The organism is Streptomyces sp. NPDC006314 (genome assembly GCF_040613075.1).
In the GTDB taxonomy this organism is placed as follows: Bacteria; Actinomycetota; Actinomycetes; order Streptomycetales; family Streptomycetaceae; genus Streptomyces.
This window is the reverse complement of sequence record NZ_JBEXRL010000002.1, coordinates 182,568-208,380: the sequence shown is the minus strand read 5'-3', so window position 1 is coordinate 208,380 and position 25,813 is coordinate 182,568. Positions and strand designations below refer to the sequence as shown.

Sequence of the window (25,813 nt, the reverse complement as noted above, 5' to 3'; positions counted from 1 at the left end):
GCAGACGACGGTCAGCCGGTGAACGCCGGTTGGGGCAGGCCCTTCCCCGCGCCGGGTACCACCAGCAGTGAGCCGGCGGTGGGATGCGGCGCCGGCAGTCCCGTCCGGGCCGTCGTGATGTACAGGTCGGTCAGGTCGGCGCCGCCGAACGCGCAGGCCGTCGTACGCGGCGTCGGCAAGGTGATCACTCGGTCCAGCTCGCCGGCAGGCGTGTAGCGGCGCACCGCTCCCCCGTCCCACAGCGCCACCCACACGCACCCGTCCGCGTCGACCGTGAGGCCGTCCGGGAAACCCGCGCCCTCCTCGATCTCCGTCAGCGGGCGGCGGTTGCACACGCCCTCCCCGTCGTGGTCGAAGACGTCCACGCGGCGCGTCGGGGTGTCGACGTAGTACATCAGGCGGCCGTCCGGGCTCCAGCCGGTGCCGTTGCTGACCGTGACGGAGGGCAGGACCGTCCGCACGGTGCCGTCCCCGGCCAGCCGGGACAGCGTGCCGCCGCCCGTCGCCTCGTCGTACCGCATCGTGCCCGCCCAGAGGGAGCCGTCGGGGGCCACCGCCGCGTCGTTCGCCCGGCGGCCCGCGACCGGCTCGTGGTGCAGCCAGCGGAAGGTGTCGTCGGGGTCCAGCAGGCCGACCCCGTCCCGGAGGTTGAGCACCAGGCCGCCCCCTGCCCGGGGCTTGGCCGCGCCGATGTGCTGTTCGGTCGTACGCACCGTACGGCGGCCCGTCGCGGGGTCGTAGGTGTGGACGCGCATGCCCAGGATGTCGAGCCAGATCAGCCGCCCGGACGCCGGGTCCCAGGCCGGGCCCTCGCCCAGCGTCGCCTCGGCCCGTACCGCGACCTCGTACGCCGTCATACCGCGCTCCGGTGGCCCAGCCGCTCCGACAGCTCGGCGGCGCCCTTCACGGCGAGTTGTTCCAGCTCGGCCCGGCGTTCCTCGCTCCAGCGGATCATCGGGACGGAGATGGACAGGGCGGCGACGACCTGGCCGGTGCGGTCGCGGACCGGCGCGGCCACGCAGGAGACGTCCGGGTTGGACTCGCGGTTCTCCACCGCGATGCCCCGCTGCCGGATCTCCGCCACCGCCTCGCGCAGCACGGCGGGTTCGGTGACGCTGTTCGGGGTCATCGCGGTCAGCTCGGCGCCGTCCGGGATGCGCGCGGCCAGCTCCTGTTCCGGCAGCGAGGCCAGCAGCATCTTGCCGACGGAGGTGCAGTGGGCGGGGAGCCGGCGGCCGGCGGCCGAGACCATGCGCACGGCGTGCGTGGAGTCGACCTTGGCGATGTAGATGACGTCGGTGCCCTCGAGGATGGCCACGTGCACCGTCTCGTCGCAGGTCTCGGCGACCGAGCGGGCCACCTGCTGGCCCTCGGCGGCGAGGTCGAGCTGCTCGGCGTAGCGGCTGCCGAGCTGGTACGGGCGTACGCCGAGCCGGTAGCGTCCGGGCTGTCCGGGCACCTGCACGATGTACGACCGTGCGGCGAGCGTGGTGACCAGCTCGTGCACGGTGGTGCGCGGCAGCCGCAGCTTGCGCACGATGTCGGGGGCGGAGAGCGTCCCGTCCCCGTCGAGGAACAGCTCAAGAATGTCGAGAGCCCGGGTCACGGCAGGCACGAGGCGTCCCACGTCCGGCCCCCTCCCTTGGGTCTAAGCGCCTGTCGGAGAAATCGACGTCGAGATGTTCGACATATCAACAGGCGATCGGCATGACGAACACAGGCTAGTCAGTGAGGCCTGCGCGGGCAATGGTCGGGAACCACGCCCCTGCCCAGGGGCACCATGGGGACATGCCACTCGACTTCCAGCTGGTGCTGCTGCGCCGCATGGCCGACCACAATCCGGAGCTGGTCGAGGACGCCCGCCGGCGGCTCGGGGTGTCGATCGCGGATATGCGGGAGACCAACAGGCGCTGGCAGGCCATGGTCCGTTCGCCGAGATCGCGGTCCGCCGCCGCCCGGTACCGCTCGGTCCTCGGCGAACCGGAGGCCGTCGTCCCGCGCCGCCTCGGTGACGTCGGCTGCGAGGCCCGGCGGTGGGCCCTGCCCCTCTGGCCCGACCTGCGCTTCGAGGTGCTGGTCGGGCCCGGCGGGGCGGTCTGGAACGAGTGGCTGGTGCGGGCGCCGGGTGCTCCGGCGCCCGCGTTGGCCACCCTGGACGACCTCGTCCCCTGGTCCTGCACGGTGGACGAGGCCGCCCGCGCCTTCGCCCCGGCCCGCCCGCTGGAGGGCACGGCGCCCACCCGGTGGGGACTCGCCTTCACCGCGCCCGACCGGGACGGTGCGGGGCACGAGGTGGTCGCCGAGTTCACCTGGGGGCTGCTGCAGCGGACGGCGGTCGTCGCCTGAACCGCGCTCAGTCGCCGAAGCCCGTCGCCCTGGTCCGCTTCTCCCACGTGGTGATGTCCTCGCGGACCTGGTCGAGGTGGGCCAGCACGGCGCTCACCCCGTCGTCGCCGAGCGGCAGCCGCAGCGGAGTGTGCTCCGCCTCCAGCGCGGCCAGGATCAGGGCCGCCGCCTTGGCCGGGTCGCCGGGCTGGGTGCCGTCGCCGCCGGACACGAAGCCGCGGGTATCGCCCACCTTCGAATACACGCCGCTGTCGGGGCTGGCCCCGGCCCGGCCGGTGCCGAACAGCGAGGTCCGGAACGCGCCCGGCTCCACGATCAGCACCTTGATCCCGAACTCGGCCACCTCGTCCGCGAGCGCCTCGGAGATGCCCTCCAGCGCGAACTTGGTCCCGCTGTAGGCCCCGAAGCCCGCGAAGGACATCTGCCCGCCCATGCTGCTCATCTGGACGATCGCGCCCGAGCGCCGCTCCCGCATGTGCGGCAGCACCGCCCGCACGAGGGCCGTCGGGCCGAAGACATGCAGGTCGAACAGGTCCCGGAGTTCCTGCTCGGTGGTCTCCTCGACCGCGCCGACGTGCGTGCGGCCCGCGTTGTTGACCAGCACGTCGATCCGCCCGTGCCGGGCCACCACATCCCGTACGGCCGCATCGATCGTGGCCGTGTCGGTGACGTCCAGGCGCAGCGCCTCCACCTGGTCGGGGTGGGTTGCCACCAAGTCGTCGAGGGCCTCCGGGCGCCGGGCCGCGCCGATCACCACATCGCCGGCGGCCACGGCCGCCTCGGTGACAGCCCGCCCGAAGCCGCTGCTCGCACCGGTCACCAGCCATACCTTGTTCATGTCGATTCCCCGTATTCGTGATCTTGCGAACTCGTGATCTTGCGAACTCGTGGTCTTGCGAACTCGTCGTCTTCCGAACTCGTCGTCCGACATGGATCAGCCTGCCGCCGAGTGCCGTTGCCCGTCCAAGATCCGCGGTGGTAACCAATGGCTATGACGAGCGACGTCCACGCACGGGACCTGCGGTACTTCCTCGCGGTCGCGCAGGAACTGCACTTCACACGCGCCGCCGCGCGGCTCTACGTGTCGCAGCCCGCGCTGAGCAAGCAGATCCGGGTGCTGGAGCGGCAGTTGGGAACGGAGCTGTTCCGGCGGGATCAGCACGGGGTGGCACTGACGGCGGTCGGCGAGGCGCTGCTGCCGCACGCCCGGAAGGTGCTGGCCGCCTGGGAGGCCGGAGCGGCGGCGGTGGAGGCGGCCAAGGCGGTGCAGCGCAGCACGCTCCTGGTCGGCATGAGCACCAGCCCGGGCCGGGGCGGCCTGTTGCCCGCCATCCGCTCCCGCTTCACCACCGCGCACCCCGATGTCACGGTCCGGCTGCGCCAGCTGAGCTGGGACGACCCGACCGCGGGCCTGGCGGACGGTGAGACGGACATCGCCTTCGTCTGGCTGCCGCTGCCCGGCGAGGAGCGCTACTCCTGGACGGTGGTCGCCGAGGAACAGCGCCTGCTCGCGCTGCCCGATACGCATCCGCTCACCGCCCGCGCCGAGATCGACTTCGCGGACCTTCTGGACGAGCCGTTCCTGGCTCTGCCGAAGAGCGCGGGCGCGCTGCGCGATCACTGGCTGGCCGTGGACGCCCGGGCGGGCCGGCCGCCCCGGGTCGGCGCGGAGATCGCGGGCGCGGAGGAGACGTACGAAGCGCTGGTCGCGGGCCTCGGGGTCTGCCTGGTCGCCGTGGGCAACGCCCCCCTGATCAGCCTGGGCGGTGTCACCACCCGCCCGGTGCGGGGCATCGGCCCCAGCCGGTACGCGCTGGCCTGGCGCCGCGAGGACGGCCGACGGCCGCTGGTCCGGGCGTACGCCGAGGCGTGCCGGGCCACGGTGGGAGCACGCTAGACGCCACGGTGGCGTGCGCACCGGTCACCACCGCAGAGACCGCACCGGCCGAACACCGTGGCGGCAGACCGATCACCACCGCGGGAACCGCACCGGTTGTACCGCGGGAGCGGGGTTGCGCTAGTCGTGCTCGGTCGCTGCCAGGATCGCCTCCGTCACGCGGGACAGGGAGTCCGGGTGGAGCCACAGGAACAGGTTGGGCTCGATCAGCTCCAGCTCCATCAGGCGGGGTTCGCCGTCCTCGCCGTCGACGAGGTCCACGCGCGCGTACAGCAGTCCGGGCCCGCCGGGTACGGCCGCCAACGCCTTTTCGGCGACGGCGAGTTCTTCGTCCGTGGGCTGCCAGGGCTCCAGGTCGGGGTGGGCCACCTTGTCGGCGTCGTAAGGGGTGCCGGGCGCGAGGACGGCGCCCTTGCGGCTGGCGTGCAGCAGGCCCCCGCCGAAGAACTGCAGCGCGCGCTCCCCGCTGACGTCGATGCCCCGCACATACGGCTGCACCATCGCGGTGAACCCCTCCGCGTGCATCGCCGCGAGCTGCCGTAGCGCCGTGTCGTGCTCGGCGGGTGTGTAGCGGGCGGCGAACCGGGCGCCCGCGCCGGACGTCGGCTTGACGACGTACTCGTGGTCGGCGGGCAGGTCGGCCGGCTCGCCCGGGGCGATGTAGCGCGTGGGGACGGTGGGCACACCGGCCGCCGCCAGTTCGCCCAGGTACCGCTTGTCGGTGTTCCAGCGCACCACCGGGGCCGGATTGACGAGCCGGGTCAGCGCGCCGACCCGCTCCACCCAGGCCGTGAACTCCTCGGCCCGCCAGCTGTAGTCCCAGGTGGAACGGATGACGACGAGGTCGTAGCCGCCCCAGTCCGCGTCCGGGTCGTCCCAGTACCGGGCCTCGGCCTCGGCGCCCGCGTCCGTGAGCGCCCGCGCCAGCACCGACAGGTCCTTGTCGTGGCTGGGCCCGGCTCCGGGGTCGTAGGTGGCGAGGGCGATGCGGGGCACGGCGGCCTCCCTGTCGTACGACGGTTCGATCACCGGTGAGGCTAACAATCGGCGCGGGGGCCAGACAGGCCGCGGTGGCACGAGGGCTCGGTGCTCCGGTAGGAAAGGACCATGGCAGCCGGCGGAACCGACGCGTACACCGGAGCCGACACGCTCCCGCCCCTCGTCCGGCACGCCTTGGCCGCCGCCCGGGCGCACCGCTTCCCCCACTCCTGCCGCCCCGAACAGGGCCGTCTGCTCTACGCGTTGGCGGGTGGAGCGCCGTTCCGTGTCGGGGAGACCGGTACCGGGCTCGGGGTGGGGCTGGCCTGGCTGGCCGCGGGGGCGGGCCAGGGCGTGCGGCTGTACGGCGTGGAGCGGGACCCGGAGCGGGCGCGGGCGGCCGCCGGGGTCTTCGCCGGCCGGCCCGGCGTCACCGTACTCACCGGCGACTGGCGGCGGATCGAGGGGTACGGCCCGTTCGACCTGCTCGTCCTCGACGGGGGCGGGCAGGGCAAGGCGCCCGGGGACCGGCCCGCCGACGTCGAGCGGTTGCTGGTGCCGGGCGGGACGGTCGTCGTGGACGACTTCACCCCGGCGACCGGCTGGCCGCCGCTGCACGAGGGCGAGGTCGACCGGGCCCGGCTGCACTGGCTGGAGCACCCCGCGCTGCGGGCGGCCGAACTGCGGCTCGCCCCCGACCTGAGCACGGTCGTGGGCACAAGACTCCTGGTGTAGGAAGGGTGTTGTCGTCCCCGACAGCCGGCCCCGCGTCGGCAGTAAGGAGTGCGCCCCGTGTCCTCCCTCTTCCCCGCCCTGGCGGACGGTCCGGGCGAACGGATCGCCCTGCGGTTCGGCGAACGGTCGTTGACGTACGGCGAGCTCGCGGGGGCCGCCGGTGCGCTGGCCGCGCGGCTGCGGGAGACCTTGGGGGTCCCTCCTGCTCGGGCGGGGTCGGGAGCCTGGGGAAGGGTCGCCGTGTGGGCCACCCCGGAGCTGGAGACCGCCGTCGCCGTGACGGGCGCGCTGCTCGCCGGGGTGGCCGCGGTGCCGCTGAACCCCAAGTCGGGCGAGAAGGAGCTGGCGCACATCCTCTCCGACAGCGCGCCGTCCCTCGTTCTCGCCGCGCCCGGCACCGAACTGCCGCCCGTCTTCGGCGCGTTGGAGCGGGTCGTCGTCGACGCTTCCGCCACCACCGGCACCGCCCCCGAGGAGCGGGCCTGCGACGGCGATCCGGCGCTGGTCGTCTACACCTCCGGCACCACCGGCCCGCCCAAGGGCGCGGTGCTCCCGCGACGGGCGCTCGCGACGACCCTGGACGCCCTCGCCGACGCCTGGCGGTGGACCGGGGAGGACGTGCTCGTGCACGGGCTGCCGCTGTTCCATGTGCACGGGCTCGTGCTGGGCATTCTGGGCCCGCTGCGGCGCGGCGGTTCGGTGCGGCACCTGGGGCGGTTCAGCCCCGAGGGGGTGGCACGGGAACTGAACAGCGGCGCGACCATGCTGTTCGGGGTGCCGACGATGTACCACCGCATCGCCGAGGCGCTGCCGCAGGACCCGGTGCTGGCCGAGGCGCTCGGCCGGGCCCGGCTGCTGGTCTCGGGTTCGGCCGCGCTGCCCGTGCACGACCACGAGCGGATCGCGGCGGCGACCGGGCGACGGGTGATCGAGCGGTACGGCATGACCGAGACGCTGATGAACACCAGTGTGCGGGCCGACGGGGAGGCCCGGGCGGGTACGGTCGGGGTACCGCTGCCCGGCGTGGAGCTGCGGCTGGTGGAGGAGGACGGTACGCGGATCGCCGTGTACGACGGGGAGAGTGTCGGCGAGATCCAGGTCCGCGGCCCGAACCTGTTCACCGAGTACCTGAACCGGCCCGACGCCACAGCCGACGCGTTCACCGAGGACGGCTGGTTCCGCACCGGGGACATGGCGGTACGCGAGCCCGACGGGTACGTCCGCATCGTCGGCCGCAAGGCCACCGACCTGATCAAGAGCGGCGGATACAAGATCGGGGCGGGTGAGATCGAGAACGCGCTGCTGGAGCACCCGGGGGTGCGCGAGGCGGCGGTCACCGGGGAGCCGGACACGGACCTGGGCGAGCGGATCGTGGCCTGGATCGTCCCGGTGGACGGGAAAGCACCGCCCGCCGCCGAGGAACTGGCGGACCATGTGGCCCGGCGGCTGGCCCCGCACAAGCGGCCGCGGGTCGTCCGCTACCTGGACGCGCTGCCCCGCAACGACATGGGGAAGATCATGAAGCGGGCCCTGGCCGATGCCTGAACGACGGTCGGCACGGCAGATGCTGGCGCTCCTCACGGACACCGGGAGCTTCACGGAACTCCCGTGCGCCCCAAGGGAGACGACGCGGGACGGACCCCTCGGCTGGCAGGGCTACGACGCCTCGCGCGCCCGGGCCGCCGAGCGCACGGGCGAGGAGGAGTCGGTCGTCTGCGGCACCGCGCGCGTCGACGGCACCCGTGCCGTGCTGGTCGCCTTCGAGTTCGGCTTCCTGGGCGGCTCGCTGGGCGAGCGCACCGGCGACCGGCTGGAGGCGGCGTACACGTATGCCCGGGACCACCGGCTGCCGGTCGTGCCGTTGATCGCGACCGGGGGCAGCCGGATGCAGGAGGGCATGCTCGCGCTGACCCAGCTCCAGCGCGTGGCCCGGCAGTCGGCGCTCACCCGGGAGGCGGGCCTGGCGCAGATCGCGGTCCTGCGGGACCCGACGACGGGCGGCGGCTGGGCCACGCTCGGCGCGGGCGCGGACATCGTCCTGGCCCTGCCCGGCGCCCAGGTGGGCTTCGCCGGCTCCCGGGTCCGGCCACCGGACGCCGACCCGGCCGCGTACACGGCGGAGGCCCAGGTGTCGGCGGGATCGGTGGACGCGGTGGTGGATCCGGCGGAGCTGAAGGGGGTGCTGGGGTCGTGGCTGCGGCTGCTCTCCGGCGGGGCGGCCGGGCGGCCCGGCGGTGCTTCCGGCACGGCGGCGGTACCCGTGCATCGCGACAGCGCTCCCGGCACCGCGACGCCGGCCGCGCACCCGGCCGAGTCCTCCGAGCACACGGAAGAGCGCACGGCGCCCGGTGCGCGCGAGCGGCACATCGAGCCCGCTCCGGTCCCGGCCGCCCTGGGCGGCGCCGTTCTGCCCGCAACCGGCTGGGACGCCGTCCGCCGCGCGCGCTCCCCCGAACGCCCCCGCGCCCAGGCCTACCTGGACGCCTACTTCACGTACCGTGTCGCCCTCAGCGGTGACCGGTGCGGCGGTACCGACCCCGACGGCATGCTGTGCGGGTTCGGTGAACGGGACGGCCGTACCGTGGCCTACGCGGCGCAGACCGGTACGGCGACCCGGCCCGCGGGGTATCGCACCGCGGCCCGGCTGGTGCGGCTGGCGGACCGGCTCGGCATCCCGGTGCTGACGGTGGTGGACACCCCCGGCGCCGCGAACGACGCGGAGGCGGAACGGCAGGGCGCCGGGGCGGCGATCGCCGAGGCGTTCGGGGCGGTGGCCGCCGCCCGGGTCCCGGTCACCACGCTCGTCGTGGGCGAGGGCGGCTCCGGCGGGGCACTCGCGCTGGCCGCACCCGGCAACACCTGGGCCACACCGGACAGTTACTTCTCGGTGATCGCCCCGGAACTCGCGGCGGCCATCCTCAAACGCCCCCTGCGGGAGGTGGAGGCGACCGCCGGGCAGCTGCGGATCCGCCCGCAGGACCTGGTGACGCTGGGGGTGGTCCGGGGCATCGTCGGCCACGCGGACCGCCCCCGGCCGTAGGTCACTTCACCGCCACCGCCCGGATGGTCTCCTGGGTCACCGAGCCGCCCTTGTCGTCCTGGGCCGAGGCCCGCAGCGAGACGGGGATGTCGACGCCGGGGGCCGAGAGGTCGGGCTTCAGGGCGTTGTCGCCGTAGCGGGGGCCGGCGCTGGTGAAGTAGGCCGCCTGGTCGTCGGCGTCCACCGCGCCCGCGGTGAGGGCGGAGTCGGCGGCACCGGGCGAGCCGATGGAGGACGGGGCGCCGGTGTTTCCGGCGACTGCGAATCGCGCGCCGGTCTCCTCGGAGAGGGTGTCCACCGCCTCGGCCATCGGGTCGGTGCCGTCGCTCGGCTCGGTGGAGCCCAGGCTCATGGAGACGATCCTGGCGTGCACGTCCCGGGCCGCCCACTCCATCCCGGCGATGATCTGGGACTCGCTGCCCGAGCCCTGGTCGCCGAGCACCTTGCCGACGGCGAGCGTGGCGCCCGGCGCCACCCCCTTCTCCATGCCGTCGGAGGCCGCTGCGCTGCCGCCCACCGTGGAGGTGAACGTGCCGTGGCCGTTGCGGTCGGCGGCCTCCTGCCCGTCGACGAAGCTCCGGGTCCGGCTCACCCGGTCGGGCAGATCGGGGTGGTCCAGGTCCACGCCGGTGTCGAGGACGGCGACCGTGACGCCCGTGCCGGTGAGCCCCGGGTCCCAGGCCGTCGGCGTGCCGATCTGGGCGTTGCTCTGGGCCAGGTCCGCTGTCACCCGCCCGTCGAGCCACATCTTGTCGATACCGGAGGTCCGGGTGAAGGACCGCCAGAAGGTGCGCCCCTTGTCCGCCTCCACGGCCGCCCGGTGCAGGCTGCGGGTCTTCTCGGCGCCGGCCGGGGCCGCGGCCCGTGTGCTCCTGCCGTAGGTCACGATCAGTGGCAGCGCTTCGGTCCCGGCGTCGGTGAGGGCCCGAGCCACAACGGAGTCGACCGGAGGCGGCGGATGGCGCAGTGGCGGGTTCTCGCCAACCTCGGCGGATGCCCCACCACCCGCCTTCAAAGGTGTGACAGCCGAAGCACCTTCCGTAACATAAGAGTTGGTCAGTGGTCAGGTACGACGGGGGAGCGAGCGTCGCCATGGACGGGTTGGTGGAGTTCAGGACCGAGGATGGTGCGCTCGTCGTGGTGGAGGACGTCGCCACCAGATCCGGCGCCCGCCTTGTCTCGCGCGGTGACGGACCGGCGCAGGCGGCGCGCACCTTCGAGGGAGCGCTGGAGGGCGTACGGGCGGCGGCCTCGGCCGCGCTGCGGGTCTTCCGGGACGGGACCCTGCGCCCCGACGCGGTGGAGATCGAGTTCGGTGTGCGGCTGTCCGCGGAGGCCGGTGCCGTCATCGCGAAGGGATCGACGGAAGGCCACCTGGTCGTCAAACTCAGCTGGTCCCCCGGGCAGCCTCCGGCGCAGCCCGTGCCGGGGCAGGCCGTGCCGGGCCCGGAGTCCGTCGACCGGTGATGAGCAGTGCTGCCTGGCATGCCCGGATCGTCTGCGGCGACGAGGTGGGAGCCGGATTCCTGATCGCCGGCCGCCGGGTGCTCACCTGTGCCCACGTCGTCAGGTGGAGCGGCAGGGCGGCGGTGACCGTCACCTTCCCGCACGCCAGGGAGTTGGGCGAGCTGTCCGCGTCGGTCGTCGCCCATGGCGGCTGGGCGGGTGACGTCACCGATCCCGGCGACGTCGCCGTACTCGAACTGTCCCGTGACGTCCCCCTCGCCCCGGCCGGTTTCGCACCGCCCGACGCCGCGTACGCCGAGCCGTGCCCCAAACTGATCGCCTACGGCTTCCCCGAGGGCTACGACGAAGGAACGCTCGCCGAATACCAGGCGGTCTCGGGCCAGTTGATCGCCGACGAGTGGCTGGAGCTGGTGGCGTGGAACGGCCACGGGCAGCCGCTCGTGGCCGGATTCAGCGGGGCGGCGGCGACCCTGCCGGACGGCAGGGTGGTCGGCATGGTCACCGCGGCGTCGGGGACGCCGGATGTACGCAAGGGCCGGATGCTGCCGCTGGACGTCATGGTCCGGTACTGGCCCGAATTGGGCGAACTGGTGCCCACCCCCGGCCATCGGGGCGACGCTCGGCGGCGGCTGTACGCGCTGCTGCGGCGGTCCGCGGGCGCCGACCGGGTGTGCGATCCGAACCGGCTGTACGTGGACGCGGTGGGCGCCTTCGGGCCGCCCCTGCCTCCGGGCGGGTTCACCTCGCTGTGGGCGGCTGCCGCCTATCTCCAGTGGGAGGTTCCGGACCCGGAGGCGGTGAGCCGGTTCGCCGACCGGCTCCGGGAACTGCTCGACGGAAGCCCCGCAGGAACCCCGGCGTGCCCGGCGGCCCCGGCCTGGTCCCCGGTCGTCGTGGAGATCGATCACAGTGGCGCCGGTCCCGACCAGGTGACCGTGGAGGTGTCCGCCTACCGCGACGGACGGCGCCGGCCGGTGGGCGCGCGCCGGCTGCCGCGGACCGAGGTGCGGGCCTACGTCCAGAGCCGCATCGACGAGGCCGTCGCCCATCTCGCCCCGGACGCCGACGAGCTGGTGACGTTCGTCCTGCCGCGCGAGTGGCTCAACGAGGCGGTGGCCCACTGGGAGTGCAGCGCCGAGGACAGCACGCCCCTCGGTTGCGCCTATCCCCTCGTGGTGACCGACCGCGCGCGCCACCACAGTGGCCGCTTGCGCCACCAGTTACGCAAGAAGTGGCAGAGGCTGGCCGCCGGACGCGGAGTCGAGGTGCACCGCGTCGAGTGCGGCAACCCTGAGCGGCCGCAGAGCCTGCGCAAGCGGCTGTGGGACGGCGACGCCGGACTGGCGGGCTTCGCGGCCCCGCCCACGGCGGCACGGCAGCACTTCGAGGTCGGCCTCACCGTACCGGTCCCGGTGTTGCTCTGGTCCCGGACCGGCTGCCCCGGCACCGGGCAGGAGGAGCAGCCCTCCTCCGGGAGCGCACACGGGGTTCCGCCCTGCTCCGGGACCGGACACGAGGAGCCGCCCTGTCCCGGAAGCGCGTTCCTCGACCAGCTCACCGCCTCGATCGCCGATGTCCCACCGGCCGAACTCCCCCGTCACATCCTGTCGTTGCGGCTGACCGCGGACGCCGCCGACGATCCGGACCTGCACTGGGCGAGAGAGCTGCAGCTGCTCTGGGACGATCCGCGCTGCTTCCCCGAGACCATCGCGAGCCTGCGCTCCCCCGTCGCCTGACCGACCGCACGACCGAACGCTCCCCCATGGAGAAGAGAGCCCATGCCACTGTGGCCCGTCTACACCGGTATGAACGAGCCGCACGACGGCATCGAGAAGCTGCCCCCGCCACCACCCTGGCGGGCCTTCGACGGCGGGCCGGTGCTCGGGGCACCCGGCGCGTCCGCCGACGGCGCCGCCGTTTCTCCGGACCGCATGCACCGCGCCGAGACGTACCAGGCCACGGAGCAGACGGTCCAACTGGTCAACGCGGCCCTGTATCTGCGCCGTCCGCTGCTGGTCACCGGCCCACCGGGCACCGGCAAGTCCTCACTGGCGTACGCGGTCGCCCGCGAGCTGCGGCTCGGCCCGGTCCTGCGCTGGAACATCACCAGCCGCAGTACGCTCCACGACGGCCTCTACCAGTACGACCCACTCTCGCGGCTGTACGCGGCCCGGCAGGAGGCCGCCCGGCCGGACCGGGCGGAGGAGACGGCCGACGGGTCGGGCATCGAGCACCATCTGCGCCTGGGACCTCTCGGCACCGCACTCCTGCCGTACGCCCGCCCCCGTGCGCTGCTGATCGACGAGATCGACAAGAGCGACCTCGACCTGCCCAACGACCTGCTGAACGTGCTGGAGGAGGGCCAGTACGAGATCCCCGAGCTGGTGCGCGCCTCCCGGCTCGCCCCCGACGGCATCGCCGAGGTGCTGGCCGACGGCACCGACGAGCGGGTCCCGGTCGCCCGCGGCCGGGTCCGCTGCCGGGCCTTCCCCTTCGTGGTCCTCACCAGCAACGGCGAGCGCGAGTTCCCGCCCGCCTTCCTGCGCCGCTGTGTCACGCTGCATCTGCGGCAGCCGGACGACCGGCACCTCGCCGAGATCGTCCGCGCCCACCTGGGCGAACCCGACGCGTACACGCAGACCCTGATCGAGCGCTTCCTGGCCCGGGCGGGCGTCGGTGATCTGGCCACCGACCAGCTCCTCAACGCGATCTACCTGGCCCGCTCCGCCGACCTGGACGCCGGCTCCCTCGACCGGCTGGCCGAACAGCTGATGCCCTACCTGGGGCAGAGCGCGCAGCCCGATGCCTTCTGAAGCCCCCGGCTCGCCGGATCCCCTGGCCCGCCTCGCCGACGTCCTGGCCGAGGCGGCCCACGGGGTATCCCCGACCCCGCTCGAACTGGCCGAACTGCTGTGGCTGGCCCGGCATATGAGCCCCGATGACCCCGGGCACGAGGCCGCCGGCCAGGACGCCGCCGGGCAGGCGGGCCCGGAGCAGGAACCACCGCCCCCGCCCGCGGAACCGCCCTCGCCCGGGCCGTCCCCGGAAGGGGACCGGGAGCCGGAGCCCGCCCCTGCCCGCGAACCCACCCCGGCCGCCGAGCCGCCCTGCCGCGTCCCCCTGCACCTCCCCTCCCGCCGTCCCGCCCCAGCGGCGGCGGACCGGCCCCACACCACCCTCCTCGCCCCGGCGCCCCCGATGCTGCGCCACCCGCTCGCGCTGCAACGCTCGCTCCGCCCGCTGGGGCGCCGTGTCGACGCGCCCGTGGGCCGCGAACTGGACGAGCGGGCGACCGCCGACCGCATCGCCCGCCTGGGCGCCGACCCCGAGTGGTGGGTGCCGGTGATGCGCCCCGCGCGGGAGCGCTGGCTGCGCCTGAACCTGGTGTACGACGCCGGCCCCACCATGCCGGTCTGGCGCCCCCTGATCCGCGAACTGCACGCGGCCCTGGCGCAGTCGGGCGCTTTCCGCACGGTCTCCCTGCACCGCGCCGCGGCCGACGGTACGGTGTGCGGCTCCAGCGCGCACGCCCCCGGCGACGGCCGTACCGTCACCCTCCTGATCAGCGACTGCATGGGCCCGCAGTGGCGGGAGGGCCCCGCCGGCACCCGCTGGTACGCCACCCTGCACCGCTGGGCACGCCGGATGCCCCTGGCCGTCGTACAGCCGCTCCCGGAGCACCTGTGGCGGGACACGGCCCTGCCCACCACCCCGGGCCGGCTGTCGGCCCCGCACCCCGCGGCGCCCACGGCGACGCTCGCCTTCACCCCGTACGAGCAGCACGAGCCCGTCATGACCGGCCGTGCCGTCCCCCTCCCCGTGCTGGAGCCGGAGCCGCGGTGGCTGGCGCACTGGGCCGCGCTGCTCACGACGCCGGGAGGTGCCGGTCTCCCCGCGGCGGTCGCCCCGTTGGGCCGTCCGCTGCCGGCGGACACCGAGAACCGGACGGACGTCGGCCTGCTGTCGGCCGAGGAGCTGGTCCTGCGGTTCCGCGCGACCGCCTCCCCCGAGGCGTTCCGGCTGGCCGGCCATCTGGCGGTGGGGCGCCCGGACCTGCCGGTCATGCGGCTGGTCCAGGCCGCCGTGGAACCCGATCCGCGCCCCCAGCACCTGGCCGAGGTCATCCTCAGCGGCATGCTCAGCACCGTCCCGGGCGGCCCTCCCGGCTCCTACGCCTTCCGGGACGGTGTACGGGACCTGCTCCTGCTCGGCCTGCCGCGCACCGCCCGCCACCGCACCATCGGACTGCTGCACGACATCGGTGCGTTCATCGACCGCAGGGCGGGCCGGGCGCCGGGCGAGTTCCGGGCGTCGGTCCCTTCCGCGCAGGGGACGGGGGCGGCCGTGGAGGACGATCCGTTCGCCACGGTCAGCGAGGACAGCGTGCGGCGGCTTTCGGCGGCGGACACCGGGGGGCTGTTCGCGGGGCGTTACCGGCTGGTGCGGCAGACCGGATCGCAGGGTACGGACTGGCTCGCTCAGGACACACGGCGGGAGGACGAGACGGTGCTGGTACGGCAGTACCGGCGTCCCCCGCAGTGGCTCCGGCACCGCTTCACGGACATCGCGCAGCGGCTCAGCGGGATCCGCCATCCCGGTATCGCGGCGGTCACGGATCACGGCGTCGAGGGCGACGTCCCCTACCTGGTACGGGAGTTCGCCGACGGCCGCAGTCTGCGCCAGCGGCTCACGAGCGCGCCGCACGGCCTGCCCCCCGCGGAACTCATCACCCTTATCCCGCCGCTCGCCGAGGCCGTGGACGCCCTGCACACGCAGGGAGGGCCGCACGGCCGGCTGGACGCGTCGTACGTCATCCTCACACCCCATGGACCGGTTCTGACCTGCCTGGACGTCAGGACCTTCGGCAAAGCGAGCCGCACGGGCGATCTGCGCGCGCTGGGGCGGATGGTGCGTGCCATGCACCGGGGCCCGGCCTCCACACCGCAGCTCCCGCTCCCCCCGGAGAACCCGTCCCTTCCGCAGCAGCTCGAAGAGGAACTGGACGCGGCCGTGGCCGAACTCCTCTCCGACCGCCTGGAGGCGCAACTGCGCGGCGCCGACCGGCTGCGCCGCCTGCCCCGGCACCGGGAGCACACCCTCGGTTTCTCCCTCCTCGGTCCGCTCCGCGTCACCCGGGACGGCGCGACGCTCGCCGTCGACGAGGCCGCCGAGCAGGCTCTCCTGTGCATGCTGCTGCTCCGCGAGGGCGAGCCCGCCACGCGCGACGAGCTGGCCACCGGCCTCTGGGGCTCCGCCGGGCGCCACCGCTCACCCGACCTTCTGGAGAGGTACCTCGCCCACCTGCGCCACCTTCTCGGCCCGGACGTTCTGACCACCGAGAACGGCTACGCCCTGCACCTCGGCCGCGTCAGCGCCCCCGACGACGTCGACGTCTTCCGCTTCCGCCGGCTGGCCGCCGAGGCCGAGCAGGCCCGTGCCGCCGGGGACCTGGCACGCGGTCGCCAACTGGCGGACCAAGCACTTCAGTTGTGGAGGGGTGAAGCCCTGGACGGGGTTCCCGGCCCCGCCGCTCGGGACACCCGGGCCGGGCTCGACGCCCTCCGCCGCACGCTCAGCGCGATCCCGGCCGAAGACGAGGACGTCGTCGCCCGCCCCGAGATCCGCTTCGCGGCCGACGAACTCACCGGCCGCCCGGAAGCCCGCATCACCCTCGAAGCCGCCGTGCACGAGATCCTCTCGCGCGGCTCCCTCACCCCCCGCCAGTACGAGGTGGACGTCCGCCCGGACGGCTACCTGGTGCGCACCGAGCCCAACGCCTTTCTCCTGCCCGTCCTCATCGCCGTCCTGCGGGAACTCCCCCAGGCACTCACCCGGCTGACCGATCCGCCGCGGCTGCGGGTGACGTTCGGACAACCGTCCGTCCAGCCACCGGAGGCAGCCGCGGACGTCGTGGTCGTCGTACCGCCCGCGGTGTACGACGACTTCGCCGCCAGCTCCGCCGCCCGGCGCTCCCAGCGCTTCCTGCCGCTCTTCCACGACAGCGCCCCGGACAGCCCACCGGCCGCCTGGTACTGCCTTGTCGGGCCGAGGTCCCCCGAGCCCGGGGAACGCGACCTGGTCCAGGGCCCCTTCATCGCGCCCGACCTGCACGAGCTGGGCATCCCCACCCCGGGCCGCACGGCCATCGTCCACACGCTCCCCGACGGCCCGCTCACGCTCCTCGACCCGATCCAGCCGTACGGCACGCGTCCGCCCCGTCCGGAGACGTACTACTCGGTCGACCTCACCCCGCACGAGACCCGTCAGCTCGTGTCCCTGCCGAGTTCCGGCAAGGGCGTGTTCAAAGCCGCGGTCAAGCTGTCCTGGCGGGTCGACGATCCGGTCGCCTTCGTCCGCGCCGAGACCACCGGTGTCCCCGGGCTGCTGTTGCGGTATCTGTGCGCCGCGGCGGCCCCCCTCACGCGCCGCCATCCGCTGCGCCGTGCGGGCGCGGCCCAACGGGCGGTGAACGCCGGGGTGGACGACTGGCCGGTGCCGGGGCTGGCGGTGTCGTACACCGTTCAGCTGGTCCCTGAGTGGGCGCCCGAGCCGGCGGCGGAGCCGCCCGTTCCGTCGCGCCGGCGGCTGTCGGCCCTCCTCACCGAGGCCGAGACGGTGCTGATCGGCTTCGACGGGCCCCTCGCCCGGCTGTTCCCGGCGCAGACGGCCCGGGAGGCCGTTCTCGACCTGCTGTCCGTCGTGGCCGATCACCGCGATCCGCAGGACGCACTGACGGGCCGGCCGCTGCCCCGCGCGAGCGCCGCCGGCCGGGAGGCGTTCACGCATCCGCTGGATCTGCTGCGCGCCTTCGCCCACGACCGGCTCGGGCCCCTGTTGCGGGCGCGCCTCGACGACCTCGAACTGCGTGCCGTTCCCGACGCGCCCACGACGCACCGCTCCCTCGCGCTCGTCCGCGCCCTGCACCGGTCCGGCCGTCGCGTCAGCGTGGTGACGGACGTGTGCACCCAGGCCGTCCACCGCTACCTGGAGCCCTACCACCTGCCCCTCGCGGGCATCCACGGCCGCCGTGACGACCTCGGCCTGCTGACGCCCCACCCGGACTGCCTGCTGCGCGCCCTGGACGCCCTCGGCGCACCGGCCCGCAGCGGCATCCTGATCAGCTCCTCGGTCGCCGAACTCACCGCCGCCCAGCAGCTCGGCCTCCGCTTCGTCGGCTACGCCCCCACCGCCGCCGGGCGCCGGCGCCTGCGTGAGGGAGGCAGCGATGTCACCGTCTCGTCCCTCGAACCACTGCTGGAGACCGCCCGCTCCTTCTGACGCGGCCGACACGCCGGGAGGGCCGGAAAATACCCCCGTTCAGCGGTGCCCCTCCCGGTCCCCTCCAGAAGGCGCCCACCCCGCGTCCCCCGCAGGATGCAGACATAAGGCCCGCCAACCGGCCGGGCGCCCAAGGCCCGCGCACTCGGGAGGTTCCGCCGTGACCGTCAGCCTGGAGCAGTTGCGCCGCTGCCATTTCGCCGTCGACCTGGGTGCGGCCCGCACCCGGATGTATGTGAAGGGCGCCGGTCTCGTCGTCGACCAGCCCTCGGTCGCGGCGGTGAACACCCGTACCGGCGCGCTCATCGCGGTGGGCGAGTTCGCGGAGAAGATGACGGGGCGGACGCCGAGCTACATCAGGGTCGTACGGCCCATCTCCGGTGGCACCGTGGTCGACATCGAGATGGCCCAGCGCATGCTGCGGCACCTGCTGGGCGACAGGATGCGCCGGGCCCTGCGCCGCAAGCCCCGGCTGCGCGCGGCGGCCTGCACCCCGCACGGCGCCGACCCGCTGGCCCAGCGGGCGACGATCGAGACGCTGGTCGGACTGGGGGCGCGCAGGGTCGAGCTGGTGGACACGCTGATCGCGGCCGCCGTGGGCTGCGGGCTGCCCGTCGAGCGCCCCGAGGCCACCATGATCATGGTGTGCGGGGCGGCGGCCACGCAGGTCGCGGTGCTCTCGCTGGGGTCCATCGTCACCGCCGAGCGGATCCCGGTGGGCGGGGAGGCCGTGGACCGCGCGATCGTGCAACACCTGCGGCACGAGCACGAGCTGATGCTGCCCAGCCAGGCCGTACGGCCGCTGCAACTGGCGCTCTCCGGCAACGGGCTCACCCCGCACGGACCGCTCTCGACGGAGATCCACGGGCTGGACGTGTCCACGGGGCTCGCCCGCAGCGTGCGGATCGACACCTCCGCCGTGCGCGATGCCATCCAGACCCCGCTGACGTCCGTCCTGGACGGGATCGGCAAGGTGCTGCGCGACTGCCCGCCCGACCTGGTGGCCGACCTCGCCGACAGCGGGCTCACGATGGTCGGCGGCTCCGCGCTGCTGCCCGGGTTCGACCAGATGCTGCGGCGGGCCACCGGAATGCCGGTGCACATCGCCGAGCAGCCCGGCATCTGCGCGGCGCAGGGCCTGGGCGCCATGCTGGAGGGCCGGATCGAGCCGCTGATGCTGAACCCGTTGGCCGCCTGAGCCGCACCCGGCACGCCGTACGGCCGGCGGTCCGGCCCCCCACCCGCCGCCATGGTCGAAGCCGCCCTCGGGGTCGGCTCCGATCCGGGACCGCGCGTCACACGACCCCGGGGACATCGTCGGTGCGGGGTCATCGCGCCGGGCGGCGCGGTGCCGGCGCAGCGGCTCGGCGGGGAGCCGGGGGCGGCTCATCGGCACGCTCGCATTGCCGCGCCGGCGCGGCGACCGCCCGTACGCCGGGCATCTGCTCGCCGTGCTGCGCCGGACCCTCGCGACCGCCGCCCGCCACCGGCACGTCTTTCGTGTCGCGGTGGCCGTCGACCCGACGGCGACCCGGCCGGGCGGGTGGGCGGCCCTGCGGCCGGCGGTGACGTGGCCGGCCGCGGGACCCGCTGCCGGAGGTGACCCGCGCCCGCGCTTCCTGACCGCCGCGGGGGCTCCGGCTCACCGCGCCAGGTAGGAGCGGATCGTCGTCCCGTCCGGTCCGGTGTGTATCCGCACCAGGTCCGCCACCAGGTTGACCAGCAGCAGGCCGCGTCCGCCGCGCTGGTCGCGGGAGGCGGGCCGGCGGCCGGCCAGCAGGTCGGTGAGGCGGCCCTTGTCACGGACCTCGCACAGCACGTACCCGTTCTCGGACCACACCCTGAGCACGCCCGTGCCGCCGCCGTGGAGGACGCTGTTGGTGGTCAGCTCGGCGGTGATCAGGGCCAGGTTCTCCAGGGCCAGCCCGGTCAGGCCCAGCCGGGCACCGTAATCGGTGGCCAGGTGCCGTACGACGGAGAGCGCGTCCTCCTCGAAGGTGACGGAGAGGACGTCCGCAAGGGCGTCGGGGGCGGGCGGCAGCGGCTCGTTGTAGCGGGCGACCACGCCCTCCGGATCGTAGGCCTCGCTGGGCCGCTCCCCGCCCGCGCCGGCCGGGATGACCACGGGGTGGGTGGCGTGGGCGTCGGCGAGTACCCGCTCGTCCAGCCGGGCGGTGTCGTACGGGCACAGGATGCTGACCTCGCGGCCCTGGAACGCGGCGTTTATCAGTGCCTCGTGCTGGGCGCAGGCCGGGTACTCGGCCGCGCTGCGGCCCGCCCAGATCGGCTCGCCGATGATCCTCACCCGACGGCCGGGCGGCTGTGCGTCGGCGAAGGCACGCAGCACGCCGGGGATGATCCGTCCGGGGTTGCGTCCCGCCTCCCGCATGTCCAGGAACCGTACGGTGTCGCCGTCGGCGCCCAGCTCGTCCTGGATGAGCCGCAGGTTCTCGCCGGGGACGGCGATCGCGACGGGTTCGCCCGCGGCAAGCCCCTCCCGCACGAAGGGGACGGTGCCGGCCAGGTACTCCTGCGGGTCCGCGTAGAAGAGCGCCGGATGGATGAAGGGTTCGGCCGTCGTGGTCATGACGTCGACACCTCGATCGCCGGAAGCCCGGGCCACAGCAGCCCGAGTATGCGCGACAGCCCGGGCGGCGGACGGTCCAGCACCAGCCGCCGCTGCCCGCCGAGGCGCCGGGCGGCGTCCGCGAGCGCGCCGGCACCCGCGACGTCGACGAAGGTCAGCGCGGAAAGTTCCAAGTAGTACACGTCCTCGCCCTCGCGAACCGCCCGCTCCAGCGCACGCTCCCAGATGTCGCGCGTCGGCAGGCTCACCTCGCCCGCCGCCCGGATTCCGGTCCGCCCGGTCAGCGGGTACACGTCGAGCCGCGGCATCGCGGGCATCGGCACCGTACCGGCCCGCGGGGGCGGCACCGGCTCAGGTCCGCTCACGCCTTCTCCCAGCTGCACAGGACATGGTGCCCAGTATGCGCCTCACATCTCCCGCACGGGGACGCGATCCGCCACGGACGGGGGTGTAGCCCTGAGCGGAAGGGGCAGGCGACGGACGGGGGAGCCCGAGGACCGGACAGGACGGAGACATGATCTCAGCGGCACGCGCACCGCACACCGGGCGGCTGGACACGCTGGTCGTGGAAGGCCGGGCCGAGGGGGGCCGGGTCCTCCTCCGGGCCCGGGGCGAGCTGGTCCTCGGCTGTACGGACACCCTGGCCGGAACCCTGGCCGCGCTGCCGCCGGGCGTCGCCCGGATCGAGCTGGACGTCACGGAGGTGTCCTTCATGGACACCGCGGGTCTGACGTTCCTGGACCTGCTGAGCGAGTACGGCCACCGGCACGGCGTACCGGTCTCGGCCACCGGCTGGCGGGGGCAGCCGCGCCGCGTCCTGGAACTGGTGGGCATGGACCCCATGGACCCGCTGCGCGCCGCACCGCCCGCCGACTCCGCCGCCCGCACCGCCTCGGCGGTGGCCCAGGAGCGCGCCGAGCAACTGGAGATGCTGCGCCTGGAGATCGAGCAGCTCCGGCACGCGATCGACTCGCGCCCGGTGATCGACCAGGCCCGCGGCATCCTGATGGCCGCCCACGCCTGCACCCCGGACCAGGCGTGGGACATCCTGCGGGAGGCCTCCCAGCGGACCAACACCAAGCTGCGGCAGGTGGCGGCGGCGGTCACGGCGAGCGCCGTGCCCGACGGGCCCGCTCCGCCGGAGCCGCTGCGTACGGCACTGCGCGCGGCGGCGGCCCGCCACGCCCGCTGACCTCCCACCGCGCTCACCACGGCGGCACCGGTCACCGGTCAGTACGGCAGGATGCGCCCCGAGGGTGTCCTGCGGTCGATCTCCTGCCCGCGCGGGGCGGCTGGGCGCCGGCTGACACGCACCCGGATCCGACGGTCCATGACGCCCTCCTCCTGCCGGTACGGCCCGGCGGTGGACGCCGGTAGGGGGTCCGTGCCCAGGACACGGCTCGTTCAAGCGCGAACGGGTCAAGTACTGCTTCGCACACGGATGTCGGCGAGCAGGCGGTGACTGCCGCGGTCGTTCCGAGGTCGACCACCGGTCCGCCGCGTCCGACCCCGGCGTCGGGTGGGCGCCCAGTCGCTCGGCAGGCTCGCGAACTCCCCGGGCGGGCCGGCCCGGTCCAGGGCCGCGCCCGCCCGCGCCGGCGCGCGGACGGCGGCTGCGTAGCCCGGCCGGGTCCGGCCCGGTCCTCGCCGGCGCTATGCGGGGGTCAGGCGTACGGGGAGTTCCTGGTGGCCGTTGCTGATGAGGGAAGGCACCGGCCGCAGGTCCCCGGCCGGGACCGCGAGGGACAGGCCGGGGAAGCGGCCGAAGAGCTGCCGGAGGGCCTCGGCGACCTCCAGGCGGGCCAAGGGAGCGCCGAGGCAGAAGTGCACACCGTGGCCGAAGGCCAGGTGTTCCTTGACGGTGCGGGTGACGTCGAAGGTGTCGGCGCTGTCGCCGTGCCAGTCCGGGTGGCGGTTGGCGGCGGCGTACGAGGCGAGGATGGCCTCGCCCTGGGCGATGGTCTGCCCGCCGGGCAGCTCGATGTCGGTGACGGCGTAGCGCAGCGGCAGATGCTTGACGGCGGGTTCGTGCCGCAGGGTCTCCTCCACGACGTCGTCCCAGCCGGCCTTGCCGGTGCGGACCAGATCGAGCTGGTCGGGAGAGGTCAGCAGGGCGACGATGGCCTGGTCGATGACGTTGACGGTGGTCTCGTACCCGGCGCTGATCATCAGCAGGAGGGTGTCGCGGAGTTCCTCGCCGGTGAAGCCGGTGCCGTCCGTTTCCTCGTCACGGGCGGCGATGAGCAGGGATGTCATGTCGTCGCCGGGGGCATCGGTCTTCGTGGCGATCAGCTCGTCGAGGATGCCGTAGAGGCGGACGGCGTTGGCCTGGGACTGCTCCGGGGTGAGCGTGGTGTCGAAGACACCGTCCACGAGCTGCCGGAAATCGGCCCGCTGGTTCTCCGGTACGCCCATCAGATGGCCGATCACGGAGATGGGCAGCGGGTAGGCCAGGTGCTCGCGCAGGTCCACGATCTGTCCGGCGGGCCGCGCGGCGAGGGCGTCGATCAGCTCGGTGACCATGTTCTCGACGGCCGGGCGCAGTTCGGCGATGCGCCGTGCGCTGAAGGCGGGGGCGACCATCCGCCGCAGCCTGCGGTGGTCGGCGCCGTAGGCGGTGAACATGTTCTTCACCGCGATCCACAGGGCGAGCGGCCACGTCGTGGCCCGCTGCTCGAAGTCGGGCCAGTGCGCGCGTGCGTCCTTGGAGACGGAGGGGCTGGTCAGCAGCTGCTTGAGCAGGACGGGGTCGGTGACGGACCAGGCCTGGACGCCGAGGATGTCCACGCGGGCGGCCGGGCCCTGCGCGCGCAGGGCCCGATGCTCCAGGTGCGCGGCGGCGCCGGTCGGGTCGATGACGAGCGGGGTGTGCTGGGACATGGCCGGTCTCCTTCAGGCGACAGCGGGGAAACGGACGGGCAGGGCTTCCAGGGCGCGGTGGAACGGGCCGGGCCGCCAGGCCAGTTCGGACTCGGGGCAGGCCAGGTCGATCTCGGGAAGAGCGTCCAGGAGGCAGGTGATGGCGGTCTCGGCGATGAGGTAGGCGTGGGTCCGGGCCGGGCAGGTGTGCGGGCCGATGCTCCAGGACAGGTGGGCGCGGTTGCCGGTCAGTTCGGCGACGGTGACACCGCCGGTGACGGCCGGGTCGTTGTTGCAGGCGGCCATGGAGATGACGACGGGCTGATGGGCGGGAAGCAGCACGCCTTCGATGTCGATCGGGTACGGCGGGTAGGTGATGCAGTAGTTGGCCAGCGGCGGGTCGGTGTACAGGACGGTGTCGAGGGCGTCCCGGACGGGCTGGCCGGAGTGGAGGCCGGCGGAGAACTGCTCGTCGGTGAGGATCCTGAGCACGGTGTTGCTGATCAGGTTGGTCAACGGCTCGATGCCCGCGCCGTACAGCGTGACGAGCTGGTGGGCCATCTCGATGTCGTCCAGGCGGGCGGAGTGGGCGATCAGCCGTGAGGTGACGTCGTCCCCGGGCTGCCGCCGCCGCAGGGCGACGAGTTCGGCGACCGCCCGGCCGAGGATCTCGTTGCCCTGGGCGGCCGTCTCGGCCTCCGACTCGAAGATCTTGGCCATGCCGTCGGCGATGCGCCGGCCGATCTCGTCCGGACAGCCCAGCAGTGCGCTCAGAACGCGGAAGGCGATGGGCCACGAGTACTGGACGAGCAGGTCGGCGTGGCCCAGCGAGCGGAAGTCGCCGATCGCTGCGGAGGCGACCTTCTCCACCAGGGCCCGCAGCTCGTGCTGGTCGACCGCCTGCAGGCTCGCGGTGTTGGCCGCCCGGTAGCGGGTGTGCTCGGCGCCGGCCGAGCGCAGCGCGTTGGGACGCCATTCCATCATCGGCCGGACCGGGCAGGTCTCGGGTACGGCCTGCTGCCAGATCCGCGGGTCGGCGGGAAAGTGCAGCGGGTCGTTGAGGATGCGCCGGGCCTGGTGGAAGCCGATGACCAGGGTCGCGGGGACGCCCGGGGCGAGATCCACGGGGACCAGCGGGCCGAAGACGCGGCGCATGCGCTCGTACGCCGTGTGGGGATCGTCGGCGAACTCGGCGGCGTGGAGCGCGACGCGCGTCGGGGGGCTTGCGGTGCCGGGGTAGGGGGTGGTCATGTACGGGGCTCCACAAGAGAGGCGGGGGTGTGGCGAGTGGTCAGGAATTCGATGAGGGTGATGAGCGCGTGGACGCAGGACCGGCGGTCACGCGCGTCGCATTCGGTCAGCGGTGTGCCGGGATCCAGCGCGAGCGCCTGCCGGATCTCGTGGAGGGGATAGCGGGGCGCGTCGGGGAAGACGTTGATGACGACGGCGTACGGCGTCTGCTGCTCCTCAAGCAGGCTCAGCACCTCGTGGCAGCCGTCGAGGTCCCGGGTGTCGACCAGGACCACGGCACCCAGCGCGCCTTCGGTCAGCCCCTCCCACAGGGGGCGGAACCGGGTCTGGCCCGGAGTGCCGAACAGGTACAGCACCAGGCGGTCGCCGAGCAGATGGATGCGGCCGAAGTCCATGGCGACCGTCGTGGTCGTCTTGTGCGGTGTGCCGCGCAGATCGTCCACACCGACGCTCGCCTCGGTGATCGGCTCCTCCATGCGCAGCGGTGTCACCTCGGAGACGCTGCCGACGAAGGTGGTCTTGCCGACCCCGAACGCCCCGGCGACGACGATCTTCGCCGACCGGGCGACGGCGGGGGCCAGGTAGTGGGGGGCCGGCTGGTCAGACCAGTTCGCGGAGTCCACGCAGCACCTCCTGTAGCAGGTCGAGTCCGGGCCGGCCCTCCTCGACGGGGGCCGGACTGGCCAGATGGCCGCCGTCCATCAGCGCGGAGACGAGGATCCGTACGGTGGAGGGCGGCAGTTCCAGCGCGGCGGCGATGTCCGCCACGGCCAGGCCGCCGCGCCCGCCGGCGAACAGCCGCATCACCCTGCGGGCGTCCGGCCCCAGCGCTTCGGTGGGGCCGGACGCGGCGATGACCACTGTCTCCAGGCGGACATCCCGGCTGGGGCGGTTCCGTCCGCCGGTACGGACGTAGGGCCTGATCAGGTCCGGGTCGTGCCGCGGACCCGTCACGTCGCGGTGCCGCCTTCCGCGGCAGGGCGGCGGTCCCCGACTTCCAACTCGTGGCCGAGCCGGGTCGCCAGCCGCACCATGTGGTGGGTGATCAGACCGACGTCGGCCTCGGGGCCGGTGGTGACCACCGAGAGCATGGAATTCCTCGCGGCCGCGGTCGTCAGCCCGATGCGGCCCTGCGACTCGATCAGCAGCTGGCACATCCCCTTGCCGCCGACGTGCTCGTCCCACGCCTTGCCGGCGGCGCGCAGTGATGCGGTCACGGCGGCGAGTTTCTCCGCGTCCTCCTGGCCGATCGTCTGCGTGCGGGCCTGCAGGAGGCCGTCGCTGCTCATCAGCACCGCGTACTCGACGCCCTCGACGGAGCCGAGTTCCTGGTCGAGCAGCCACCCCAGGCTGTTGCTGTGCGTGTCGCGCATGG

The 25,813-nt window shown here is 74.0% G+C and carries 22 protein-coding genes and 1 pseudogene; 11 read left to right on the top strand and 12 right to left on the bottom strand.

From position 1 onward, the window contains the following. Positions 1-11: 11 nt before the first annotated feature. The gene (locus ABZ079_RS04010; RefSeq protein WP_356937810.1) at positions 12-857 is read right to left on the bottom strand and encodes an SMP-30/gluconolactonase/LRE family protein; all 846 of its coding nucleotides are present in this window, start codon (positions 855-857) and stop codon (positions 12-14) included. After that, positions 854-1,627, bottom strand: coding sequence for an IclR family transcriptional regulator (locus tag ABZ079_RS04005; protein WP_356937809.1), 774 nt, complete (start codon positions 1,625-1,627; stop codon positions 854-856). The genes ABZ079_RS04010 and ABZ079_RS04005 overlap by 4 nt, the downstream gene beginning before the upstream one ends. Before the next feature lie 161 nt (positions 1,628-1,788). On the opposite strand from ABZ079_RS04005, the gene ABZ079_RS04000 reads away from it, so the two are divergent. Further along, the gene (locus ABZ079_RS04000) at positions 1,789-2,346 is read left to right on the top strand and encodes a hypothetical protein (protein ID WP_356937808.1); all 558 of its coding nucleotides are present in this window, start codon (positions 1,789-1,791) and stop codon (positions 2,344-2,346) included. A 7-nt stretch (positions 2,347-2,353) separates the two neighbouring features. Here ABZ079_RS04000 and ABZ079_RS03995 read toward each other — a convergent pair whose 3' ends face one another. Beyond that, positions 2,354-3,184, bottom strand: a complete 831-nt coding sequence (locus tag ABZ079_RS03995) for an oxidoreductase (RefSeq protein WP_356937807.1) — start codon at positions 3,182-3,184, stop codon at positions 2,354-2,356. Positions 3,185-3,331: 147 nt separating this feature from the next. Between ABZ079_RS03995 and ABZ079_RS03990 the strand changes: the two genes are divergently transcribed. After that, complete coding sequence (locus tag ABZ079_RS03990; RefSeq protein ID WP_356937806.1) at positions 3,332-4,243, top strand: LysR substrate-binding domain-containing protein; 912 nt, start codon at positions 3,332-3,334, stop codon at positions 4,241-4,243. A 120-nt stretch (positions 4,244-4,363) separates the two neighbouring features. Here the strand turns inward: ABZ079_RS03990 and ABZ079_RS03985 are convergent, their stop codons facing one another. Next, positions 4,364-5,239, bottom strand: a complete 876-nt coding sequence (locus ABZ079_RS03985; protein ID WP_356938117.1) for a hypothetical protein — start codon at positions 5,237-5,239, stop codon at positions 4,364-4,366. A gap of 111 nt (positions 5,240-5,350) precedes the next feature. Here ABZ079_RS03985 and ABZ079_RS03980 point away from each other — a divergent pair, with 111 nt between their 5' ends. Genes ABZ079_RS03980 through ABZ079_RS03970 form a run of 3 tightly spaced genes read left to right on the top strand, consistent with a single transcriptional unit; the run spans position 5,351 to position 8,996 of the window. Beyond that, the gene (locus tag ABZ079_RS03980) at positions 5,351-5,956 is read left to right on the top strand and encodes a class I SAM-dependent methyltransferase (protein WP_356937805.1); all 606 of its coding nucleotides are present in this window, start codon (positions 5,351-5,353) and stop codon (positions 5,954-5,956) included. A 57-nt stretch (positions 5,957-6,013) separates the two neighbouring features. Beyond that, positions 6,014-7,501 carry an acyl-CoA synthetase gene (locus tag ABZ079_RS03975; protein ID WP_356937804.1) on the top strand — a complete coding sequence of 496 codons (1,488 nt, stop codon included), beginning with the start codon at positions 6,014-6,016 and terminating at the stop codon, positions 7,499-7,501. Beyond that, positions 7,494-8,996 (top strand): carboxyl transferase domain-containing protein, encoded by a 1,503-nt coding sequence (locus tag ABZ079_RS03970; RefSeq protein ID WP_356937803.1) that lies wholly within the window; start codon positions 7,494-7,496, stop codon positions 8,994-8,996. The genes ABZ079_RS03975 and ABZ079_RS03970 overlap by 8 nt, the downstream gene beginning before the upstream one ends. A 22-nt stretch (positions 8,997-9,018) precedes the next feature. Here ABZ079_RS03970 and ABZ079_RS03965 read toward each other — a convergent pair. Then, positions 9,019-9,942: pseudogene (locus ABZ079_RS03965) on the bottom strand (S8 family serine peptidase); the annotation flags it as partial. A gap of 146 nt (positions 9,943-10,088) precedes the next feature. Between ABZ079_RS03965 and ABZ079_RS03960 the strand changes: the two are divergent. The 5 genes from ABZ079_RS03960 to ABZ079_RS03940 all read left to right on the top strand — a co-directional run bounded on the left by ABZ079_RS03960 (position 10,089) and on the right by ABZ079_RS03940 (position 18,939). Next, positions 10,089-10,463 (top strand): CU044_2847 family protein, encoded by a 375-nt coding sequence (locus tag ABZ079_RS03960; protein WP_356937802.1) that lies wholly within the window; start codon positions 10,089-10,091, stop codon positions 10,461-10,463. Beyond that, positions 10,463-12,199, top strand: a complete 1,737-nt coding sequence (locus tag ABZ079_RS03955; protein ID WP_356937801.1) for a trypsin-like peptidase domain-containing protein — start codon at positions 10,463-10,465, stop codon at positions 12,197-12,199. Before ABZ079_RS03960 ends, ABZ079_RS03955 begins: the two co-directional genes overlap by 1 nt. A gap of 42 nt (positions 12,200-12,241) precedes the next feature. Then, entirely contained in the window at positions 12,242-13,276 is a 1,035-nt protein-coding gene (locus tag ABZ079_RS03950) for a MoxR family ATPase (protein WP_356937800.1), read from the top strand. Continuing rightward, positions 13,266-17,741: an SAV_2336 N-terminal domain-related protein gene (locus ABZ079_RS03945; protein ID WP_356937799.1), complete on the top strand. Its 4,476-nt coding sequence runs from the start codon at positions 13,266-13,268 to the stop codon at positions 17,739-17,741. Before ABZ079_RS03950 ends, ABZ079_RS03945 begins: the two co-directional genes overlap by 11 nt. Before the next feature lie 160 nt (positions 17,742-17,901). Further along, positions 17,902-18,939, top strand: a complete 1,038-nt coding sequence (locus tag ABZ079_RS03940; RefSeq protein ID WP_356937798.1) for a rod shape-determining protein — start codon at positions 17,902-17,904, stop codon at positions 18,937-18,939. A 444-nt stretch (positions 18,940-19,383) separates the two neighbouring features. Here the strand turns inward: ABZ079_RS03940 and ABZ079_RS03935 are convergent, their stop codons facing one another. Then, positions 19,384-20,328, bottom strand: coding sequence for an anti-sigma factor RsbA family regulatory protein (locus ABZ079_RS03935; protein ID WP_356937797.1), 945 nt, complete (start codon positions 20,326-20,328; stop codon positions 19,384-19,386). Continuing rightward, entirely contained in the window at positions 20,325-20,645 is a 321-nt protein-coding gene (locus ABZ079_RS03930) for an STAS domain-containing protein (protein WP_356938116.1), read from the bottom strand. Before ABZ079_RS03930 ends, ABZ079_RS03935 begins: the two co-directional genes overlap by 4 nt. Before the next feature lie 197 nt (positions 20,646-20,842). Between ABZ079_RS03930 and ABZ079_RS03925 the strand changes: the two genes are divergently transcribed. Next, positions 20,843-21,520, top strand: coding sequence for an ANTAR domain-containing protein (locus ABZ079_RS03925; RefSeq protein ID WP_356937796.1), 678 nt, complete (start codon positions 20,843-20,845; stop codon positions 21,518-21,520). Between the two features lie 461 nt (positions 21,521-21,981). On the opposite strand, the gene ABZ079_RS03920 is transcribed toward ABZ079_RS03925, so the two are convergent. The 5 genes from ABZ079_RS03920 to ABZ079_RS03900 are packed head-to-tail and all read right to left on the bottom strand — an operon-like array spanning position 21,982 to position 25,811. Continuing rightward, positions 21,982-23,208 (bottom strand): cytochrome P450, encoded by a 1,227-nt coding sequence (locus tag ABZ079_RS03920; RefSeq protein ID WP_356937795.1) that lies wholly within the window; start codon positions 23,206-23,208, stop codon positions 21,982-21,984. A gap of 12 nt (positions 23,209-23,220) precedes the next feature. After that, positions 23,221-24,438 carry a cytochrome P450 gene (locus tag ABZ079_RS03915; protein ID WP_356937794.1) on the bottom strand — a complete coding sequence of 406 codons (1,218 nt, stop codon included), beginning with the start codon at positions 24,436-24,438 and terminating at the stop codon, positions 23,221-23,223. Then, a complete protein-coding gene (locus ABZ079_RS03910; RefSeq protein ID WP_356937793.1) occupies positions 24,435-25,061 on the bottom strand; it encodes an ATP/GTP-binding protein in 627 nt (208 codons plus the stop codon). The genes ABZ079_RS03915 and ABZ079_RS03910 overlap by 4 nt, the downstream gene beginning before the upstream one ends. Further along, complete coding sequence (locus ABZ079_RS03905) at positions 25,039-25,392, bottom strand: DUF742 domain-containing protein (RefSeq protein ID WP_356937792.1); 354 nt, start codon at positions 25,390-25,392, stop codon at positions 25,039-25,041. The genes ABZ079_RS03910 and ABZ079_RS03905 overlap by 23 nt, the downstream gene beginning before the upstream one ends. Further along, positions 25,389-25,811, bottom strand: coding sequence for a roadblock/LC7 domain-containing protein (locus tag ABZ079_RS03900; protein ID WP_356937791.1), 423 nt, complete (start codon positions 25,809-25,811; stop codon positions 25,389-25,391). Before ABZ079_RS03900 ends, ABZ079_RS03905 begins: the two co-directional genes overlap by 4 nt. Positions 25,812-25,813: the final 2 nt, after the last annotated feature.